Source organism: Gordonia sp. SL306, from assembly GCF_026625785.1.
Lineage (GTDB): Bacteria > Actinomycetota > Actinomycetes > Mycobacteriales > Mycobacteriaceae > Gordonia.
This window is the reverse complement of record NZ_CP113063.1, coordinates 3,362,246-3,381,362: the sequence shown is the minus strand read 5'-3', so window position 1 is coordinate 3,381,362 and position 19,117 is coordinate 3,362,246. Positions and strand designations below refer to the sequence as shown.

Genomic DNA, 19,117 nt, shown 5'->3' with positions numbered 1-19,117 from the left:
TCTCCCGACACCGACACCTTCTGATTCCGAGGAGAACCCCTCATGACCAACCCGACAGTTGCCGCGCTGATCGCGCGATCCAACCGGCTCGGCTCCGACCCCAAGAACACCAACTACGCCGGCGGCAACACCTCCGCCAAGGGCACCGACACCGACCCCGTCACGGGTGAGAACGTCGACCTCCTGTGGGTGAAGGGCTCCGGCGGCGACCTGGGCACGCTGACCGAAAAGGGCCTGGCCGTACTGCGCCTCGACCGTATGCGTGCCCTCGTCGACGTCTACCCCGGGCTCGACCGCGAGGACGAGATGGTCGCCGCCTTCGACTACTGCCTGCACGGCAAGGGCGGCGCCGCACCGTCGATCGACACCGCGATGCACGGTCTCGTCGACGCTGCCCACGTCGACCACCTCCACCCCGACTCCGGCATCGCGATCGCGACGTCGTCCGACGGTGAGGTGTTGACGCAGAAGATCTTCGGGGACCGCGTCGTGTGGGTTCCATGGCGTCGTCCCGGCTTCCAGCTCGGACTCGACATCTCCGCCATCAAGACGGCCAATCCGCAGGCCATCGGAGCCATCCTGGGCGGTCACGGCATCACCGCGTGGGGCGACACCTCCGAGGAGGCGCAGGCCAACTCGCTGGAGATCATCCAGACCGCCGAGCAGTACATCGACGCCAACGGTCGCCCGCAGCCGTTCGGTCGGGAGCTCGACGGGTACAGCGCGCTGCCTGCCGACGAGCGTCGGACCAAGGCGGCCGCCCTCGCACCGTTCATCCGCGGTCTCGCGTCGATGGACCGCCCACAGGTCGGCCACTTCACCGACGTCGACCCGGTGCTGGAGTTCCTCGCCGCCGAGGAGCATCCGCGCCTGGCCGAACTCGGCACCAGCTGCCCGGACCATTTCTTGCGTACCAAGGTCAAGCCGCTGGTGCTCGATCTCCCACCCACCGCCACTGTCGAGGAGTGCAAGGAACGGCTCGCCGAACTGCATGAGGCCTACCGCGCCGACTACCGCGGCTACTACGAACGCCACGCCACCCCCGACAGCCCGGCCATGCGGGGTGCCGACCCCGCGATCGTGCTCGTCCCCGGCGTCGGGATGTTCAGCTTCGGCAAGGACAAGCAGACCGCACGAGTGGCAGGCGAGTTCTACCTCAACGCCATCAACGTCATGCGTGGCGCCGAAGCGGTCTCGAGCTACGCGCCCATCGACGAGACGGAGAAGTTCCGCATCGAGTACTGGGCTCTGGAAGAGGCCAAGCTCGCGCGGATGCCCGAGCCGAAGCCCCTCGCGACCCGCATCGCGCTGGTGACCGGCGCAGCATCGGGAATCGGCAAGGCCATCGCCCGGCGTCTGGCCGCCGAAGGCGCCTGCGTCGTGATCGCCGACCTCGATGTCGAGAAGGCGCAGGCCGCGGCCGACGAGATCGGTTCCACCGACGTCGCAATCGGCGTGGCAGCGGACGTCACCGACGAAGCCGCCGTCCAGGCTGCGATCGATGCGACCGTGCTGGCGTTCGGCGGCATCGACCTCGTGGTGAACAACGCCGGCCTCTCGCTGTCGAAGTCGTTGCTGGACACCACCGCTGCCGACTGGGATCTCCAGCACAACGTGATGGCACGAGGTTCGTTCCTGGTGTCGAAGGCCGCGGCACGCGCCCTGATCGATCAGAAGCTCGGCGGCGACATCCTCTACATCTCGTCGAAGAACTCGGTGTTCGCCGGACCCAACAACATCGCGTACTCGGCCACCAAGGCCGACCAAGCCCACCAGGTGCGGCTGCTGGCCGCCGAGCTCGGTGAGCACGGCGTCAAGGTCAACGGCATCAATCCCGATGGCGTGGTGCGCGGTTCGGGCATCTTCGCCGGCGGCTGGGGCGCACAGCGTGCCGCGGTCTACGGCGTCGAGGAGAAGGACCTGGGCAAGTTCTACGCGCAGCGCACACTCCTGAAGCGAGAGGTGTTGCCGGAGAACATCGCCAATGCCGCATTCGCCCTCTGCACCTCCGACTTCTCCCACACCACCGGCCTGCACGTGCCGGTGGACGCGGGGGTCGCTGCAGCGTTCCTGCGATGAGCCGCTCATCACGGTCCGCCCAGGTCGCCGCGATCGACCTGGGCGCGACCAGCGGACGCGTGATGCTCGCCGACATCTCGCAGGGTCGGCTGGAACTCGAACAGGTCGCGCGATTCGACAATGGTCCGGTCCAGATCTGGAACGGGAATCGCACGGCGCTGCACTGGGATCTGCCCGGCCTGTTCCGCGACGCCTGTGCCGGGCTCGCGGAGGCGGGCCGCCAGTCCGACAATCTGGTCGGTATCGGCGTCGACTCGTGGGCGGTCGACTATGCACTCCTGCGTGAGGGGCGCATGCTGGGTCTGCCGCATCACTATCGGGATGCGCGGACCACCGACGGCGTCGAGGCGGTGCACGCCGAACTCGGGCCGGTGGACCTGTATCTCCGTAACGGCCTGCAGTTCCTCCCCTTCACCACCGTCTATCAACTGGCGGCGGAGAATCGGGACGGTCTGCTCGACGAGGCCGACAGCGCCCTGCTGATCCCCGACCTGATCACCTATTGGCTCACCGGCCGACGCGGCACCGAACGCACCAACGCGTCGACCACCGGTCTGCTCGGCATCAACGGCGAGTGGGACGTTGCGATGATGGAGCGGCTCGCCCTCCCCGTCGGATTGTTCCCCGACATCGTCGAGACCGGGACCGATCAGGGCCCGCTGCTCACCGATGTCGCCGATCGCCTCGGCCTCGTCGAGCGTCCGCACGTCACCGCGGTCGCCTCCCACGACACCGCGTCGGCGGTGGCGGCGATCCCGATGGATCCGTCGTCGGCGGCGTACATCTCGTGCGGCACCTGGGGTCTCGTAGGTGTGGAACTCGAGGCACCGGAGGTCTCCCGGGCCGGCTGGAAGGCCAACTTCACCAACGAGGTCGGTGCCGACGGCCGAATCCGCTACCTGCACAACGTGATGGGATTGTGGTTGCTCAGCGAGACGGTCCGGCAGTATCAGCGCGACGGCTACCGTGCCGATCTCGCGGAGCTGCTGGCCCAGGCAGCCGAGGTCACCTCTGGGTTCGAGGTCTTCGACACCGACGACGCGCGGTTCCTTCCACCGGGAGACATGCCGGGCCGCATCCGCGACTGGTACGCCGAGCGTGGCATGCAACCACCGATGACGCGTCCGGAGATGGTGCGCGCCATCGTCGAGAGCCTCGCCGCCGCATTCGCCCACAGCGTGCGCACCGCGGCCGAGCTGTCGAGGAAGGATGTCCGCACCGTGCACATGGTGGGCGGTGGTTCGCAGAACCGACTGCTGTGCCAGCTCACCGCCGACCGACTGGGCCTGCCCGTGCAGGCCGGGCCGGTGGAGGCCACCGCCCTGGGCAACGTGCTGATCACCGCGCGAGCCCACGATCTGATCGATGGCGACCTGGAGGCGATGCGGACCATCGTCGCCGACCGGTTCCCGCCGCAACACTACGCACCCCGACGTTCCCGCAGCACGCGTCACCACGCTGCGGTCGGAGCAGGAAAGGCATGACCATGCAGGGCAGTTCCCCCATGAAGCGCCGAGTTCCCAAGCCTCGCGATCTCGCACCGTTGATGCAGTTCAAGAAGCCGCAGTTCGATGCCAAGAAGCGTCGGCTCGACGCGGCGTTGACCATCGAGGACCTCCGGACGATCGCCAAGAGACGGACGCCGAAGGCCGCGTTCGACTACACCGACGGTTCGGCCGAGGCCGAGTTGTCGATCGCCCGGGCCCGTCAGGCGTTCAGCGACATCGAGTTCCATCCGGCGATCCTGCGCGACGTCTCCAAGGTCGACACGAGCTGCACCATCCTCGGTGATCGGTCGGAGCTGCCGTTCGGCATCGCCCCCACCGGTTTCACCCGGATGATGCAGACCGAGGGTGAGTACGCCGGGGCGCGCGCGGCCGCGCGGGCAGGCATTCCGTTCTCGTTGTCGACGATGGGTACCGCGTCGATCGAAGACGTCAAGAGCGCCAACCCGCACGGCCGCAACTGGTTCCAGCTCTACATGTGGAAGGACCGCGAACGGTCCATGGCGCTGGTCGACCGCGCCGCCAAGGCCGGCTACGACACGCTGCTGGTGACCGTCGACGTCCCCGTCGCCGGAGCACGCCTGCGGGACAAGCGCAACGGCATGTCGATCCCGCCTGCCCTGACCGCCAAGACCGTGGTCAACGCCTTGCCGCGCCCGCAATGGTGGATCGACTTCCTCACCACCGAGCCGTTGGCGTTCGCGTCGCTGGACCGGTGGTCGGGAACCGTCGCCGAACTGCTGGACACCATGTTCGACCCGACTGTCACCTTCGACGACCTGGCGTGGATCAAGTCGCAGTGGCCGGGCAAGCTGGTGGTCAAGGGCATCCAGACCGTCGAGGATGCCAAGGCCGTCACCGATCTGGGGGTCGACGGCATCGTGCTGTCGAATCACGGTGGGCGTCAGCTCGATCGGGCGCCGATACCGTTCCATCTGCTGCCCGACGTAGCGCGCGAGGTCGGCGAGCGGACCGAGATCATCCTCGACACCGGCATCTCCTCCGGTGCCGACATCGTCGCGGCCATCGCCCTCGGTGCCGACTTCACCCTGGTCGGGCGCGCCTACCTGTACGGCCTGATGGCCGGTGGTGAGGCAGGCGTCGACCGGATGATCGAGATCCTCTCCGAGCAGATCGCGCGCACCATGCGCCTTCTCGGTGTCGCCTCGCTCGAGGAACTGACGCCGGATCACGTGACGCAGTTGGAACGCCTGGTGCCCCGGTCACGGCCCGTGGCGCTCGGATAGCGACGAACCCTACCGCCGCTCGGACAGCGACCAGGTCTTCCGCCGACCGAAGAGCGACGAACCCCACCGCCGGCCGAGTAGCGACGAACGAAGTGAGGAGCGTATCGAGGCCTAGGCCGACTCCCCGCACCCTCGATACGCCGTGCACTAGCTCCTCGGACCACTCGGCCGGCGGGACGTTCCAACCTCACGTCGCTCCGCGAACTGGTCGGCCAGCCCGACGATCAGCGCGACCAGCACCAGCAGCGCCGCCGTCGACAGCCCGAGCTCGAACGCCTTGGCCCAGTCCCCGTGTGTACTCGCCACCTGCGCGAAGAACACGGCTCCCACCACCGCGATACCGGCGGCCGAGCCGATGCGCTGACCGGTCTGCAGAACGCCACCCGCGATGCCCGCCTTGGACACCGGGACCTCGTCGAGACTCAGGGTGAGGTTCGGCGAGATCACCAACCCCGATCCGATGCCGGCCACCAGCAACGGGACTGCGGCCGCGTAGCCCACGTTGTCGCCGGGCACCAGGTGAACTGCGATCACGGTCGCCACCATGCCGACGACGACGAGCAGCAGCCCGAAGACGACCAGCTTGCGGCCGAACTTCCCGACGATGTTCCCGCCGATGCCTGCCGACACCGCGGAACCGAGCGCGAAGGGTGTCACGGCAAGACCCGCCATCAGCGCCGAATAGCCCAGTCCCTGCTGCACATAGAGGGTGTAGATGAAGAAGACGGTGGTGAAACCGGCGAAGTACACGAGCGCGATGACACAGCCAAGCGAATACGACCGCAGCGAGAACAACGAGAGGTCCACGAGTTGCTGACGGCCCCGGCGCGCCTGGTGCAGCTCCCACCACACGAAGGCCGTCAGGAGCACCGCGGCGACGACCAGCAACAGCCACTTGCCATTACCGTCCCACTGCTGTTCCTGGACGAGCGGCAGCATCAGCGCGACGACACCGACGCCGAGCAGCAGCACCCCGATGGGGTCGAACGACGATGCGCGCAGCGGCTGCTTGGTCTCGACCGGCCGGGCCGGTATCAGCCGGACTGCCGCGATGAAGGCCAGGATGCCGATCGGCACGTTCACGAAGAACACCCATCGCCAGCCGTGCTCCTCACCGCCGATCTGGATGAGGATGCCGCCGAGCAGCGGCCCGACCGCGGTCGAGATACCGATGGTCGCGGCGAACATCCCGAACGCCCGGCCCCGCTCGGCGCCTCGGAACAGGAGCTGGATGAGTCCCGACACCTGGGGGCTGAGAATGCCGCCTGCGGCTCCCTGGATGAGCCGCGAGATGACCAGCATGCCCGGGCCCGGTGCGAGTCCGCACGCCGCCGACGCGAGGACGAACAGCGTCAATCCGACGAGGAATGTGGTCTTGCGGCCCCGGGCGTCCCCGACGCGGCCTGCCGGTACCAGCACGAGGCCGAAGGTCAGGGCATATCCGGAGACCACCCACGACAGGTCGGCCGACGTCGCGCCGAGGCCCTTCTCGATCGACGGCAGTGCCACGTTCACGATCGAGACGTCGAGCAGGGTCATGAAGCCGACCACCAGGCACACTGCCAGTGCCTTCCAGCGCCGTGGATCGGGCTGGTACTGATCGGACAGCGGGCCGGCCGGCATCGACATGTGTGTAGTGAACCACCTCCGACCGTGTCGGGCGCGCGACTCAGGCGCCCGAGATCTGATGAGATGAGCCCATGGGAGTGAGCATGCGCGACGTCGCGGCCGCGGCGTCGGTCTCGGTCGGCACCGTCTCCAACGTGCTCAACTCCCCCGACAAGGTGGCCCCGGCGACGGTGATCCGGGTCCAGGCCGCGATCGAGGCGCTCGGGTTCGTCCGCAACGATGCGGCTCGGCAGCTTCGGGCCGGCCGCTCCCGGTGCGTCGGCCTCGTCGTGCTCGACGTCGGCAACCCGTTCTTCACCGACATCGCCCGCGCGGCCGAGCGCCGTGCAGGTGAACACGATCTGACCGTGCTGCTCGGAACGTCCGACGACGACGAACGACGCGAGCACGACTACATCGACGCCTTCGACGAGCAGCGGGTGTACGGGCTGCTGGTGTCACCCATCGGTGACGATCTGGGGCGCCTCGACCTGCTCCGAAGGCGCGGCACGCCGGTCATCCTGGTCGACCGGGATGCCAATGGCACCCCCTTCGACTCCGTGGCCGTCGACGATATCGCCGGGGGTCGCCTTGCGGTGTCGCATCTCTGCTCGATCGGGCGCCGCCGGATCGCCTATGTCGGCGGGCCGGCGGGACTTCGCCAGGTCGCCGATCGGCTACGCGGTGCCGAGCAGGCCGTTGCCGAGGTCGACGGCGCATCCCTGGAGGTGGTGGAGACCTCGGCACTCAGCGTGCTCGCAGGGCGCGAGGTCGGGGACGCGCTGCAGCGCAGGAGCCCTGCCGCCCGGCCCGACGCCGTGTTCTGTGCCAACGACCTCGTCGCGATAGGCGTCCTGCAGGCCTTCACCATGTTGGGTGGTGATGTTCGTGTCCCCGACGACATCGCCCTGATCGGCTACGACGACATCGATTTCGCGCGTTCGGCGGTTGTCCCTCTCTCATCCGTCCAGCAGCCGACCTCCCTCATCGGCGCAACCGCTGTCGAGCTCCTGATCTCCGCGGCCACCGAGTCGCCGCAACGACACCAGCCGTCGAATCCCGTCTTTCAGCCAGAGCTGGTGGCCCGGGCGTCGACCCTCGGCTGACGACACCACGCCCCGGTACCGCGCTGCGTCTCACCCCGGCGAACTCTCCGCCCTGCGGCCGCGGAGCCGGGCCAGCAGCTTCTCCAACGGTCCCGACAGAACCAGCAGCAGCAGGGGCCAGGAATCCGTCTCGGGATAGATGATCGCGATGACCATGGCGACCACCAGCAGCAGGAACGTCACGGCGCCCGAGCGCCGGCGGAGCCATAGTTCGATGTCGTCGCCCGGCTCCAGCAGCTCGCGGCGACGGGCGCCCCACGCGGTCATGGAGATCAACGAGAGTATCGATACGGCAAGCACTCCCATGTAGACGGCGTTGGCACGCTCGATGTGCTCGTTGTCGAGCATGGCCGTGACGAACGGGAGCACCACGATGGTGAGCAACCAGACGAAGTGGAGTTCGAACAGCACCCGGTCGTAGGTCCGGAAATGCTCCATGATCCGGTGATGATTGCGCCACAGAACCCAGATCACGATGAAGCTGACGAAGAAGCTGATGATCTCCGGCAGGTACTCGGAGAGGACGTCACCGACCGTGGTGTCGTCCGAGATCTCCCGCGGGATGTCGGCAAGCGGCAGCACAAGGAGGGTCAGCGCGATCGCGACCACGGCATCCGCGAACGTGATCAGCCGCCGGAATCCCTCCTCGGTGCGACGAGACTCGTAGTCGGCCATGATCCAGACAGTACGATGACCCTCGGTCGAGTGCTCGGTTGCGGTGAATCCCACGTTTCCTGCTATCGACCGGCCACGGCGGCCTTGACCAGGTCGTCAGCGGCCGAGGGGGTCTGCCACTGCGCCACGGGGGCGAGCCACCAGCCCGGCCGGGTCCGGTTCTGAGAGCGGATCGTCGGCCGGCGACTCGTCATCCAGCAGTTCGTCATCGAGCGAGTAGCGAACCGATCGGTACCGACTACTCCTCAGGGGACCGCTCAGCGGGCGAAAGCCTCCGCGACGGCGCCTTCGGTCAGTCCATAGTCGGCAAGACTGTACTGGTGCTGCGGTTTACGTGCGCCCGACTGGCTCTCGGCATCGAGGGCTTCCATCGCGCTGCGCGCCTCGGCGGTGTACTCCGCACCCAGCGCCGAGTACACCCGCTCCACGGTGCCGAACGGGTCGCTGCGCAGATCTGTGAAATCGATGTCGAGGAACTGCGCCGGGTCGTGGTTGCGGCGCGCGGCCTCGAACTCGCGCAGCCCTCGCGACCAGAGTTCGAGCTGCGCCTCGCCGATCTTGTCTCCGACGAAGGTGTTCGACCATCCCGGGGTCGCATGCTCGGCCAGGCTGCACATCGACGCGATGATCGTCTCCGGGGGCCGGTGGGTCTGGATCACCAGCGCATCTGGATAGGCGGCCATCAGCGCGTCGAGTGCGAACATGTGGCTGGGATTCTTGAGGACCCAGCGCTTCTCCGGATCGTTCAGTCCGATCATCTGCAGATTCCGGCGGTGCCGCTGATACGTGGGCGTCCAGTCCTGCTGCGCGAGCCACCGGGAATAGGTGGGCAGATAGGCCAGCGACTCGTAGGAGATCGACATGACGTTCTGTCGCAGCAGTTGCCAGCACTCCTCGACCTCACCGGCGTCGAGGTAGTGCAGACCCATGAACTCGGGGTTCGCCACGTGATGTTTCTCGAGTCCGGCGTTGATCTGCTGATACACCGGGTTCGACGCCCAGGTGTCGCGCGGGGGACGCGGCTGCGGGAACTCCGCGAGCCACATCTCCAATCCCTGGTGTGCGGGATCCGCGGTGAGGAGTCGGTGCAGAGCCGTGGTGCCCGTCCTCGGCAACCCGGTCACGAAGATCGGTCGCGTGACGGGCACGTCCACGTAAGACGGATTGGCCTGCCACGACGACTCGGACAACAGCCGGGCGATCAGCGCTCCCTTGAGGAAGAAGCGGAACATCTTGCTGCCCAGTTCGGTGAGGTCCGCGTCCCGTGCGTACGACTCGAGCAGCACCTCCAGCGCCTCGCGGTAGTCGTCCTGATCACCGAAGTCGTCGAGACCCGTTGCTCGCATGGCAGATTCGTGCAGATCGGTGGCCGTGCCGACATTCAGACGCGGCCCGCTCGCTTCGCTCCCGGCGCCTGGCACGCGAGCCGCACTAGTCATGGTATTCACCGCAGTTGACGTCGAGGGTGTGGCCGGTGATCGCGCTGGCCATCGGTGATGCCAGGAACACCACCGCCTCGGCGATCTCATCCGGCTCGGGCAATCTCTTGAGATCCGATTTGCTCGCGGTCTGTTCGTAGACCTGCTCCTGGGTGATCCCGTACTTCTTCGCCACCTCGCCGAAGTACCACTTCAACTGATCGTCCCAGATGTATCCGGGCGCCACGGTATTGATCCGGATACCCTTGTCGCCCAACTCGGTCGCGAGTGTCTGCGACATCGCGAGCATCGCCGACTTGGCCAGCTTGTAGCTTCCGTAACGCGGTTCGGAGTGCCGGATGACCATCGAGTTGATGTTGACGAAGGCTCCGTCGGTCTCGGCGAGCGAATCGGTGAAGGCCTTGATCACCCGGAGCGTACCCAGGACGGTGAGATCGAGACTCGCGGTGATGTGATCGAAGTCGGTGCGCGCCAACGGCTTCATCGAGGGCAGTGCGAACGCGTTGTTCACCACCACATCCACCCGACCGAACTCGCCGATCGTCGCCGCCACCAGTCCGTTCACCGCATCGTCGTCGGTGATGTCGGTCGGCACCACGAACGACGTGCCGCCGGCATCATCGACCTCGGCGGCGACCTCTTTCAGGCGAGACTCGGTACGCGCGGCCAGCACGACCTTCGCGCCCGCGGCCGCGGCGCGCAGACAGATCGATCTACCCAGACCCGGCCCCACCCCCGACACCACGACCACCTTGTCGGCGAGCAGTCCTCCGGAGACCGATGACGTCATCCCAACATCCTTTCGGCAAAAGCACGCTGGCGCGCCGCGATTCGTTCGGCCCATCCGGCCCCGTCGATGACATTGTCCGACCAGTACGGCAGATGCGCCTCGACATCGTCGATGTCGATCACCTGTGCCGTCGGTCCGCCTTCTGACGGTACCGGGTGATCGGTGCGCTGCCAGCGGAACTGCATGATCCCGGTGGTACGTCCGGTGGTCTCGATCCAATTGGCGACGCCCGGATTCCGCCGCGACACGACCATCCTGATCATGCCGTCCGGATCGACCTGCGCCTGCGCTGAATTGAGGCTGGTCTGGTGATTCACATAATCGAGCGAGATGTACCACATGCTGCCCAGTTGGAAACCCTGGTACGGCACATCCGACTTCGGCACGGTGATCATCATCGCCTCGTTGTCGGCCAGGCGGAAATGCCCGACCGACGACGACTGGGTCGCCAGCCCGCCAGGAGTGAGCCGAGGCGCCGTGAAGGTGTTGACCGGCTCGTCCAGGTAGAACCACTTCGGAAAGTTGAACCAGGTGTTGATCCGCGATGTGAGCATCTTGCCCGCCGTTGCGTATCGGCGCGTCACGCGGGCGAGATCCGGTTCCTCCGGCGCGGTTCCGACGGTGTCGGACCGTTCGATGGAGATGGATCCCTTCCTCTGCGACCAGTCGCCGTACACCTCACGGACCGCCAGCATCGAGGCACCCTCCGCCAACACGAAGTAGTCGTCACGCTGATCGTCGATCGGCGGGCCGAAGGTGATCTCGAAGTTGCCGTCCGCATCGATCGGGATTCGGCGATCGTCGAACGCATCATCACCGCCGGGGACGTTCGACGCCGTGTAATCGCCTGCGAGCACCTGGAAGCTCAGATCGACTGTGCTGCCACGGTGTCCGCGGACCACATAAGTGCCGTCGGCCTCCACGTCGGCGTGGTAGTACAGCGTGTCCGGGTTGTCGAGGCCCATCTTCGTCGTCGGTCCGGTCGACGTGATGAAGTTCGGGTGGCTCTTCTGCCGGGTCCGGACCAACTGCACGATCGCGGCGATACTCCCACCGAGGTAGTCGTACCCCTCGGCGAGATCCTGCTCGCTCTCCACGAACTCGGCGGAGGCGATCAACCTCTCCGCCTCGGCGATCGCATCGGTCAGTGGCCGCGTGACATCGACGGGACGCACGATCCCCGTGTCGGTTGATTCGCTCGTCGGTGAGCTCATAGCCAGGTGTCGCCTCCGGTCCAGGTGAGGAAATTCTCCAGTTCGGCCTGTGCGGGCGTCACCCGCGGATGCTCGGTGGACAGGTATCCGCCGCGGTAGAACAGCAACGGCTTGTCCTGCAACACATCACCCAAGGTCAGTGCACGACCGATGACGATGTGATGATCCCCGCCATCGGTGACCCGCTCGACGTCACACTCCACCCACGTCAGGGCATGCCGGATCACCGGCAGTCCAGCCGGCGACGGGTCCCAGGTGATGGTGCGGAACTTGTCGTCACCCGGGGCTCCGAACGCGGCGCTGACGTCCTGCTGGCGGTTGGACAGCACGTTGACACAGAACTTGCCGGTCTGCTCGATGACCTTCCAGCTCCGCGAGGTCTTCATCGGGCAGAAGATCACGAGCGGAGGGTCCAGGGACAGGGCGGCGAAGGACTGGCAGGCGAATCCGACCGGCGCCCCGTCTTCACCGGTCGTGGTGATGACGGTGACGCCCGTACAGAACTGCCCCATCGCAGTCCGGAACTGCCTCGAGTCGAAGTCCGCCGAGCCGTACGGTGTGTGTGTCATCTCAGTTCTGGAATCCGACGGTGAAGTCATGTCCCCACAAACTCACGGCGGTGCTCTCCCGCGCCACCCACTCGTCGTCGACGACGGTTCTTCCCTCGCAACCGAACTCGACGTCGAAGCCACCGGGTGTCTTCATGTAGAAGGAGAGCATCAGATCGTTGACGTGTCGCCCGAGGGTCGCCGACATCTTCACCTTCTTGCGCAGCGCGCGATCCAGACATAGCCCGACGTCGTCCGAGTTCTCCACCTCGAGCATCAGATGCACGATCCCGGTGCTGTTGGGAATCGGCAGGAACGCCAGCGAATGATGGCGCGGGTTGCAGCCGAGGAAGCGAAGCCATGGCGACTCGTCGCCCTCCTCCCGGCCGACGGCCTGCGGCGGTAGGCGCATCGAGTCACGGAGACCGAACCCCAGCACATCTCGGTAGAACGCCAGGGCCGCCTTGTCGTCATCACACGTCAGCACCACGTGCCCGAGTCCCTGTTCGCCGGTCACGAACTTGTGACCATAGGGGCTGACCACCCGGCGATGCTCCAGCGCCACACCGTGGAACGCCTCGATGGTGTTGCCCGCCGGATCGGTGAAGACGATCATCTCGACCACGCGGCGGTCCGCGAGCTCGTCGTCCTTACCCTCCCGGAAGATGACTCCGGCCGCCGACAGGCGATCCCGCACATCCTGCAGGGCTTCGGCATTCGGACATTCCCAGCCGGAACTCGCCAGGCGGTCGTGTTCGCCCGGGATGATCACCAGCCGAGCCGGGAAGTCATCCATCCGAAGGTAGAGGGCGCCGTCGGTGAGCCCCTTCCCCTCGATCATGCCCAGCACCTTGAGACCGTAGTCGCGCCAGGCGTCGACGTCGGTGGCCTCGATCCTCATGTATCCGAGAGACCGGATCGGACTGTCACTCATCTGTTCTGACTCCTGTGTTCGACCGCTCCCGCAGGAGCGAGCTTGCGAGCGTCTCGAAGGGCCCGCCGATCAGACCATGCTGTCGCCGATGGGGATGCCGAACTCGCCGTTGCCGAAGGCGACGTAGGCGCGCTCGGGATCGTTGGCCGCGTGCACACGTCCGCCGTGGGCATCACGCCAGAACCGCTGGATCGGCGAATCCAGGTTGAGTGCGCCACCGCCCGAGTTCTCGAAGAGCGTGTCGATCGCGGCAACCGCACGGGCGGTGGCCCGCACCTGATCGCGGCGCGCCGCGAGTCGCAGCTCCATCGGCGGCTCCTCACCCGCGAGGATCAGGTCGTACTCGTCCTGCAGGTTGCCCGTGAGCTGACGCCACGCGGCGTCGATGTCGCTTGCCGCGCCGGCGATCCGCACCTTGGCGAACGGATCGTCCTTGCTCTTCTCCCCGGCATATGCCGCGCGCACACGCTTGCCCTGATGCTCGACATGCGCCTGGTAGGCGCCGTAGGCCATGCCGACGATCGGGGTCGAGATGGTGCTCGGATGGATTGTCCCCCAGGGCATCTTGTACACCGGCGCGGTGTTCCGCTCGAGGCCCGGGCTCTGGTAGGTGGCCATGGTGCGCATGCTCAGCACGCGATGCGTCGGCACGAACGCATCCTTGACCTCGATCGTGTTGGAGCCGGTGCCCTTGAGCCCCACCACATGCCAGACGTCCTTGATGTTGTAGTCCTCGCGCGGGAGCAGGTAGGACACGAAGTCCACCGGTTTCCCGTTCTTGATGACCGGACCGCCCACGAAGACCCAATCGGCGATCTCACATCCCGACGAGAACGCCCAGTTGCCGTTGACCTTGTATCCGCCGTCGACGACCTCGCCCATGCCCATCGGGGCGTACGACGAGGAGATGCGAACCGAGGTGTCCTTGCCCCAGACATCCTCCTGGGCCTGCTGGGTGAACAGCGCGAGGTGCCAGTTGTGGATGCCGATGATGCCAGACACCCAGCCCGTCGAGCCGCAGGCGGTGGAGATCCGGCGGACGGCCTCGTAGAACGTGACCGGGTCGACCTGGTATCCACCCCATTGCTCCGGCTGCATCAGCTTGAAGAAACCTGCGCCTTCGAGGCTGGAGACGGTCTCGTCCGGGATTCGACGCAGGTCTTCGGTCTGCTGAGCCCGTTGTTCGATCTCGGGAAGCAGCGCGTTGATCTTCTCCAGGACCTGCTCGGCCGCTTCGCTCCGCTGACTAGGCATGTCGCCTGCTCCTACTCGTTGCTCGACGACCGTCGAGGTCGCCCCTGGTTCTCGTTCGTGTTTGAGATTAGAACACGTTCTCATTTATGTCGAGCACTGGGCCTTTGTGCCCATTTCCTGCCCCGATCTACACCTCGATGGGCGATTCGTTCCCCATTTTTGTAACATGTTCTAGTATTGGCAGTGAGCCGATTCGCACCGAACGGGCGAGTCACGCGTCAGATGACAGGAGTAATGGATGTCTGCGACACCCGACACGAAGGCCGGCGCCACAGCCCCCGCCGGTGACGATGTCGACGTCCGGGAGATCGACACGGGCGCACCACCCACGCGATTCGCACGCGGCTGGCACTGCCTGGGCCTGGTGTCGGAGTACACCGACGGCAAGCCGCACTCGGTGCAGATCTTCGGGACCAAGCTGGTCGTCTGGGCCGACGAGGACGGCAATGTCAACGTTCTCGACGCGTACTGTCGGCACATGGGCGGCGACCTCAGTCAGGGCAGCGTCAAGAACGGCAACGTCGCGTGCCCGTTCCACGGCTGGCAGTGGAAGGGCAACGGCCGGTGCGCCACCGTGCCCTACGCCAAGCGCAACCCGAAGCTCGCCAAGACCCGGGCGTGGCCGACGATGACGCGCAACGGACAGATATTCGTCTACAACGATCCGGAGGGCAACCCGCCTCCCGAGGACTGCATCATCCCGGACCTCGAGGAGGTCGGCTCCGAAGAATGGACCGCGTGGACCTGGAACCGGATCGTGATCGAGGGCTCCAACTGCCGCGAGATCATCGACAACGTCGTCGACATGGCGCATTTCTACTACGTGCACTTCGCCCTTCCGGACTACTTCAAGAACGTCTTCGAGGGTGAGATCGCCGCGCAGTACATGAACTCGCACGGGCGACCCGACATCTCGCTGGGCACCAACTACGGCGACAGCCGCCTGGAGTCCATCGCCGCGTACTACGGCCCCTCCTACATGCTCAATCCGATGGTCCAGTACTACGGCGGATACGCGGTGGAGACCATCTTGACCAACTGCCACTACCCGATCGACGAGAACTCGTTCGTTCTCATGTACGGAGTGATGGCGAAGGTCCCGGATGGCCTCACCGCCGAGCAAGCTTCGAAGATGGCCACGAAGATCTCGGCGGGTGTCGAGGTCGGCTTCCTCCAGGACGTCGAGATCTGGAAGAACAAGACCCGCATCGACAACCCGCTCCTGGTCGAAGAAGACGGTCCCGTCTATCAACTCCGTCGCTGGTACGAGCAGTTCTATGTCGACAAGGCCGACGTCACCGAGGAGATGTCCGAGCGCTTCGAATACGAGATCGACACGGAAAAGGCCCTCGAGAGCTGGGGCGTCGAGATCCAGGAGAACCTGCGCCGCCAGGAGGAGGAAGCCGCGGCCGATGGCCGCAACGCCGAGTCCTCGGAGAAGGCCGAGGTCTGAGGCGATGACGCGGGCGGCCGAGCGCGGCGGGATCACGGGGTCATCGGAATGGGCCAAGGCGCCCGACTTCCATGCCGATCCCGACCGGCGCGCGGCTGTCCACGACGCCACCGCGCGCGACCGCGACCACTATCTGCGCGGTGGCATGCGCGAGATCGAATGCCGTAGCTGCCACGCCTGTGTGCTGGTCAAGAAGACCAGTTCGTTTCATACGAGCGTCCAGTGGAACACCGAGGCACGCGCCCGGTGCAACGAACTCGAACCGGACCGCAACACGGGCCGGGCACTCCTGCCGGGCGCGATGATGCCGACATGCCCACGGATGTCGGCCAGCATCGATCACGGCGTCGCCGAGGGGATCATCCCGGGTGAGTCGCCGGACAGCGACCCCGACGGCTACTGGTAACACGCCCCACAGGCCACTTCAGCCACTTCTGCCCCGATCTCAACCAAAGGTTGAGCCGATTCGTGCCGAGTCGGTCACTGTATTGACATGCAGAATCTTCGACGTCGTGTAGCCGGCATCGCGTGTGCGGCCGGTATTGCGATCGGCGCGTCATTCGCGGCGCAGCCCCCAGCCTTGGCGGACACCGGTTCGTCCGGTTCGTCGGGGTCGATGGAGATCTACCTCCCGGTATCCACACCGGCGGGCGTGCAGGCCCTCAACGCGGCCGTGACGCAGATAGGCAAGCCGTACAAGTGGGGTGGGACCGGGCCCAACTCGTGGGACTGCTCAGGCCTTGTGCAATGGGCGTTCCGCACAGCCGGGATCCAGCTCCCACGGGTCAGCCAGCAGCAGGCACGGGTGGGTCACGCCATCCCGTTCGGGGCCCTGGCTCCGGGCGACATCATGATCTTCTGGCGGGATGCCAGCCACGTGGGCATCTACGCAGGCTTCGGCCAGGTGTTCAACGCGTATGGCCCGAACGGGGTGCCGATCGGCTTCACGCCGCTCGATCGCATGCCCCCGCTCAAGACGATTCGTCGGCTGGGCTAGCCACGTCCGGATCGGGTGCGGATTCCGCCGCACCGTCTCGTCCGATGATCACCGTCGACATCATCAGGCCGAGGAGCACCACACTGACGACCAGCACCCCGACCAGGCCGTACCCGACCGAGATGATCGGTGTGTCGGCATCGACGGCGTCGGTGACCCGGGATTCGAACAGATGCTTGCCGGGATCAGACAATGTCACGACGGCGACGACCAGCGAGACGACCGACCCGACCCCCACCACCACGACGGCGGGCCACCGCAACTCCGATCGCCACCACGCCAGCGCGGCAGCGATCGCGATCACCACACCGACGACTACGGTGATCAGCCCCGGTCTGCGGGTGAGGTCCTCGAGGAAGGCCACGTCTTCGGGCGCCGCGCCCGGCACCGAGACCCGGCCGAGACCGGTCACCGACGGCTTGACCCCCTGATCGGACACACCCCACGGGACGAGACTGAACGCGACGAGCAGTAGTCCGCCGAGCAACCCGGCAGGCCAGGTCCATCGGCGCACGTGGTCGGGCCGTGGTCGGTCGACTCCGTCGGTCATTCCTCCAGGGTGCCATGCGGCCAGAACGGGTCGCGGCCGGTCAGCCCCGCCAACCGATCGACGAGTCTGGCGTCCTCCGGGACCTCGACGACCGGCCCGAACATCCCTTCACGCTCACTCTGCGGCTGCGGCGGATGGTGGAAGTCGTAGACGACCTGCAAGATGCCGTCGGGTAGTTCGAGATCGACACCCATGCTGCGCGCCACATCCCAACCGTGGAGGACGAGTTCGGAGAGCGCGATGGTGCCCATGATCGCCCCCGGCGCATCGACTCCGCCGGCCTGCGTCATCCCCTGCCACGCGTCCGGACGCTGCCAGCTCGCCGCGAGGTCACGCAGCATGGACGGCAGCGTCGCCCGCCAATCGTCGGGCAGGACACTCTCCGACACCTGCGGCGCCGTGGATGTCGACGGGCCCAGATCTTTTCGAGCGGCGGCCGCAAAGGCCTCGCTCAGCCCGATCACGCGCGCCAGGAGCGCACCGAGGTCGGTGCCCACGCACGGCGTCGGTCGGTGGAGCATGTCGTCGTCGACCTTGGCCGCCAGGCCGAGCATCGCGTCGGCCGCGGTGGAGATCTGTGCTGCATAGGTGACATCGGTGGACTGCATGGGGGCTCCTCGTTCCGGTCTGACGACGGTCCGTTGAAGGTGTCGACCACGCAGGTCGCCGGTTCTCATCGGTGTCCGGCAAATCCGGCATGTCGTCGATGATTTTCCGCCACGCTTGAGGTCAACAGTGTGAACGATCCCAACCCCGTGAGAGGACTCGGCAATGAGCGACTATTCGGCACCGGTCGGCGCACCGATCTGGTTCGACCTGATGAGCAGTGATCCGGCGAAAGCCGTGGAGTTCTACGGCGCACTCTTCGGCTGGGATGTCGAAGGACCCCCGCGTGAGGAGTTCGGTGGTTACCAGAACTTCACCAAGAACGGTAAGCGCGTCGCGGGACTGAGTCCCTACATGGCCGAGGCGGGCGGGCCGGCCAACGTGTGGTCGGTGTACCTGCACACCGACGACCCGGCGGCCACCGGCAAGGCGATCGAGGAGGCCGGAGGAAGCGTCATGTTCCCGCCGATGGATGTCGGCGACGAGGGCACCATGATGGTCGCCACCGACACCGCGGGTGCCGCCATCGGATTCTGGAAGCCGAATCAGCATCACGGTTTCAGCCAGTGGGGTGACCACGGCACGCCGTACTGGTTCGAGTCCCACTCCAAGGACTACGCGAAGTCGATCGAGTTCTACAAAGCCGTACTCGGCGCGCGCATCGAGGAGGTTGGTACCGGGGGCGACCCGGATGCCGTCGGACCTGATCACTACGGGCAGATGTTCATCGGCGACAGTTCCTACTCCGGGATCATGGACGCCGCCAAGATCCACCCGGCGGAGGTGCCCTCCTTCTGGCAGGTCTACATCACCGTCGACGACGTCGCGGCGTCGGTATCCCAGGTCGAGTCACTCGGTGGCACGGTCCTGATGCCCGGCGAGGTGACGCCGTACGGCACATTGGCCGCCGTGACCGACCCGCTGGGCGCCATCATCTCCCTGGGACATCCGCCTGCCGGGATGTAGGCCTGAGGCGAGCGACCCACCCGCCGGACGAGTAGCCACCAGCCACCCCACCCGCCGGCCGAGTAGCCGCGAGCCGCTAGGCGAGCGGTGTATCGAGACCATCTGAGCCGCAAGTGGTCTCGATACGGCGCCTCGCTACGCTCGGT

Annotated in this window: 18 protein-coding genes; 8 read left to right on the top strand and 10 right to left on the bottom strand. The window is 66.2% G+C overall.

Annotated features, from left to right (window positions below):
- Nucleotides 1-42: 42 nt before the first annotated feature.
- From OVA31_RS15435 to OVA31_RS15425, 3 genes are read left to right on the top strand one after another with little or no spacing between them, the layout of a single operon-like run.
- On the top strand, nucleotides 43-2,079 hold the full coding sequence (locus tag OVA31_RS15435) for a bifunctional aldolase/short-chain dehydrogenase (protein WP_267627492.1): 2,037 nt from the start codon (nucleotides 43-45) through the stop codon (nucleotides 2,077-2,079).
- Nucleotides 2,076-3,563 carry a rhamnulokinase gene (locus OVA31_RS15430; RefSeq protein ID WP_267627491.1) on the top strand — a complete coding sequence of 496 codons (1,488 nt, stop codon included), beginning with the start codon at nucleotides 2,076-2,078 and terminating at the stop codon, nucleotides 3,561-3,563. The genes OVA31_RS15435 and OVA31_RS15430 overlap by 4 nt, the downstream gene beginning before the upstream one ends.
- 20 nt (nucleotides 3,564-3,583) lie before the next feature.
- Nucleotides 3,584-4,831 (top strand): alpha-hydroxy acid oxidase, encoded by a 1,248-nt coding sequence (locus tag OVA31_RS15425; RefSeq protein ID WP_267631553.1) that lies wholly within the window; start codon nucleotides 3,584-3,586, stop codon nucleotides 4,829-4,831.
- Nucleotides 4,832-4,978: 147 nt separating this feature from the next.
- On the opposite strand, the gene OVA31_RS15420 is transcribed toward OVA31_RS15425, so the two are convergent.
- Nucleotides 4,979-6,460, bottom strand: a complete 1,482-nt coding sequence (locus OVA31_RS15420) for an MFS transporter (RefSeq protein ID WP_267627490.1) — start codon at nucleotides 6,458-6,460, stop codon at nucleotides 4,979-4,981.
- 71 nt (nucleotides 6,461-6,531) lie between these two features.
- On the opposite strand from OVA31_RS15420, the gene OVA31_RS15415 reads away from it, so the two are divergent.
- Nucleotides 6,532-7,545, top strand: coding sequence for a LacI family DNA-binding transcriptional regulator (locus OVA31_RS15415; RefSeq protein WP_267627489.1), 1,014 nt, complete (start codon nucleotides 6,532-6,534; stop codon nucleotides 7,543-7,545).
- 30 nt (nucleotides 7,546-7,575) lie between these two features.
- Here OVA31_RS15415 and OVA31_RS15410 read toward each other — a convergent pair whose 3' ends face one another.
- The 7 genes from OVA31_RS15410 to hsaA form a co-directional block, all read right to left on the bottom strand.
- Entirely contained in the window at nucleotides 7,576-8,220 is a 645-nt protein-coding gene (locus tag OVA31_RS15410; protein ID WP_267627488.1) for a TMEM175 family protein, read from the bottom strand.
- Between the two features lie 257 nt (nucleotides 8,221-8,477).
- Entirely contained in the window at nucleotides 8,478-9,659 is a 1,182-nt protein-coding gene (locus OVA31_RS15405) for a sulfotransferase family protein (RefSeq protein WP_267627487.1), read from the bottom strand.
- Nucleotides 9,652-10,449, bottom strand: a complete 798-nt coding sequence (locus tag OVA31_RS15400; protein WP_267627486.1) for an SDR family oxidoreductase — start codon at nucleotides 10,447-10,449, stop codon at nucleotides 9,652-9,654. The genes OVA31_RS15405 and OVA31_RS15400 overlap by 8 nt, the downstream gene beginning before the upstream one ends.
- Entirely contained in the window at nucleotides 10,446-11,663 is a 1,218-nt protein-coding gene (locus OVA31_RS15395; RefSeq protein WP_267627485.1) for a hypothetical protein, read from the bottom strand. The genes OVA31_RS15400 and OVA31_RS15395 overlap by 4 nt, the downstream gene beginning before the upstream one ends.
- The gene (gene hsaB, locus OVA31_RS15390) at nucleotides 11,660-12,232 is read right to left on the bottom strand and encodes a 3-hydroxy-9,10-secoandrosta-1,3,5(10)-triene-9,17-dione monooxygenase reductase subunit (RefSeq protein ID WP_267627484.1); all 573 of its coding nucleotides are present in this window, start codon (nucleotides 12,230-12,232) and stop codon (nucleotides 11,660-11,662) included. Before hsaB ends, OVA31_RS15395 begins: the two co-directional genes overlap by 4 nt.
- Before the next feature lies 1 nt (nucleotide 12,233).
- On the bottom strand, nucleotides 12,234-13,145 hold the full coding sequence (gene hsaC, locus OVA31_RS15385; RefSeq protein WP_267627483.1) for an iron-dependent extradiol dioxygenase HsaC: 912 nt from the start codon (nucleotides 13,143-13,145) through the stop codon (nucleotides 12,234-12,236).
- Between the two features lie 69 nt (nucleotides 13,146-13,214).
- Entirely contained in the window at nucleotides 13,215-14,399 is a 1,185-nt protein-coding gene (gene hsaA, locus OVA31_RS15380; protein WP_164307373.1) for a 3-hydroxy-9,10-secoandrosta-1,3,5(10)-triene-9,17-dione monooxygenase oxygenase subunit, read from the bottom strand.
- A gap of 238 nt (nucleotides 14,400-14,637) precedes the next feature.
- Here hsaA and OVA31_RS15375 point away from each other — a divergent pair, with 238 nt between their 5' ends.
- From OVA31_RS15375 to OVA31_RS15365, 3 genes are all read left to right on the top strand, one after another.
- Nucleotides 14,638-15,852 (top strand): Rieske 2Fe-2S domain-containing protein, encoded by a 1,215-nt coding sequence (locus OVA31_RS15375; protein WP_267627482.1) that lies wholly within the window; start codon nucleotides 14,638-14,640, stop codon nucleotides 15,850-15,852.
- A gap of 4 nt (nucleotides 15,853-15,856) precedes the next feature.
- Entirely contained in the window at nucleotides 15,857-16,258 is a 402-nt protein-coding gene (locus tag OVA31_RS15370; RefSeq protein WP_267627481.1) for a hypothetical protein, read from the top strand.
- Between the two features lie 87 nt (nucleotides 16,259-16,345).
- A complete protein-coding gene (locus OVA31_RS15365) occupies nucleotides 16,346-16,849 on the top strand; it encodes a C40 family peptidase (RefSeq protein ID WP_267627480.1) in 504 nt (167 codons plus the stop codon).
- Here the strand turns inward: OVA31_RS15365 and OVA31_RS15360 are convergent.
- Together OVA31_RS15360 and OVA31_RS15355 are read right to left on the bottom strand one after the other, a co-directional pair.
- Nucleotides 16,824-17,399: a hypothetical protein gene (locus OVA31_RS15360; RefSeq protein WP_267627479.1), complete on the bottom strand. Its 576-nt coding sequence runs from the start codon at nucleotides 17,397-17,399 to the stop codon at nucleotides 16,824-16,826. The two genes, OVA31_RS15365 and OVA31_RS15360, sit on opposite strands and share 26 nt — an antisense overlap.
- A complete protein-coding gene (locus tag OVA31_RS15355; protein WP_267627478.1) occupies nucleotides 17,396-18,007 on the bottom strand; it encodes a TIGR03086 family metal-binding protein in 612 nt (203 codons plus the stop codon). The genes OVA31_RS15360 and OVA31_RS15355 overlap by 4 nt, the downstream gene beginning before the upstream one ends.
- A gap of 163 nt (nucleotides 18,008-18,170) precedes the next feature.
- On the opposite strand from OVA31_RS15355, the gene OVA31_RS15350 reads away from it, so the two are divergent.
- Nucleotides 18,171-18,971 carry a VOC family protein gene (locus tag OVA31_RS15350; protein WP_267627477.1) on the top strand — a complete coding sequence of 267 codons (801 nt, stop codon included), beginning with the start codon at nucleotides 18,171-18,173 and terminating at the stop codon, nucleotides 18,969-18,971.
- Nucleotides 18,972-19,117 lie beyond the last annotated feature (146 nt).

What these genes read in the sequence shown, in the direction of transcription:
- hsaA (WP_164307373.1), bottom strand. Translation starts at nt 14,399, where the DNA reads ATGCCTAGTCAGCGGAGCGAAGCGGCCGAGCAGGTCCTGGAGAAGATC.
- OVA31_RS15420 (WP_267627490.1), bottom strand. Translation starts at nt 6,460, where the DNA reads ATGTCGATGCCGGCCGGCCCGCTGTCCGATCAGTACCAGCCCGATCCA.
- OVA31_RS15415 (WP_267627489.1), top strand. Translation starts at nt 6,532, where the DNA reads ATGGGAGTGAGCATGCGCGACGTCGCGGCCGCGGCGTCGGTCTCGGTC.
- hsaC (WP_267627483.1), bottom strand. Translation starts at nt 13,145, where the DNA reads ATGAGTGACAGTCCGATCCGGTCTCTCGGATACATGAGGATCGAGGCC.
- OVA31_RS15430 (WP_267627491.1), top strand. Translation starts at nt 2,076, where the DNA reads ATGAGCCGCTCATCACGGTCCGCCCAGGTCGCCGCGATCGACCTGGGC.
- OVA31_RS15355 (WP_267627478.1), bottom strand. Translation starts at nt 18,007, where the DNA reads ATGCAGTCCACCGATGTCACCTATGCAGCACAGATCTCCACCGCGGCC.
- OVA31_RS15425 (WP_267631553.1), top strand. Translation starts at nt 3,584, where the DNA reads ATGAAGCGCCGAGTTCCCAAGCCTCGCGATCTCGCACCGTTGATGCAG.
- OVA31_RS15365 (WP_267627480.1), top strand. Translation starts at nt 16,346, where the DNA reads ATGCAGAATCTTCGACGTCGTGTAGCCGGCATCGCGTGTGCGGCCGGT.
- OVA31_RS15395 (WP_267627485.1), bottom strand. Translation starts at nt 11,663, where the DNA reads ATGAGCTCACCGACGAGCGAATCAACCGACACGGGGATCGTGCGTCCC.
- OVA31_RS15405 (WP_267627487.1), bottom strand. Translation starts at nt 9,659, where the DNA reads ATGACTAGTGCGGCTCGCGTGCCAGGCGCCGGGAGCGAAGCGAGCGGG.
- hsaB (WP_267627484.1), bottom strand. Translation starts at nt 12,232, where the DNA reads ATGACACACACACCGTACGGCTCGGCGGACTTCGACTCGAGGCAGTTC.
- OVA31_RS15360 (WP_267627479.1), bottom strand. Translation starts at nt 17,399, where the DNA reads ATGACCGACGGAGTCGACCGACCACGGCCCGACCACGTGCGCCGATGG.
- OVA31_RS15370 (WP_267627481.1), top strand. Translation starts at nt 15,857, where the DNA reads ATGACGCGGGCGGCCGAGCGCGGCGGGATCACGGGGTCATCGGAATGG.
- OVA31_RS15350 (WP_267627477.1), top strand. Translation starts at nt 18,171, where the DNA reads ATGAGCGACTATTCGGCACCGGTCGGCGCACCGATCTGGTTCGACCTG.
- OVA31_RS15375 (WP_267627482.1), top strand. Translation starts at nt 14,638, where the DNA reads ATGTCTGCGACACCCGACACGAAGGCCGGCGCCACAGCCCCCGCCGGT.
- OVA31_RS15435 (WP_267627492.1), top strand. Translation starts at nt 43, where the DNA reads ATGACCAACCCGACAGTTGCCGCGCTGATCGCGCGATCCAACCGGCTC.
- OVA31_RS15400 (WP_267627486.1), bottom strand. Translation starts at nt 10,449, where the DNA reads ATGACGTCATCGGTCTCCGGAGGACTGCTCGCCGACAAGGTGGTCGTG.
- OVA31_RS15410 (WP_267627488.1), bottom strand. Translation starts at nt 8,220, where the DNA reads ATGGCCGACTACGAGTCTCGTCGCACCGAGGAGGGATTCCGGCGGCTG.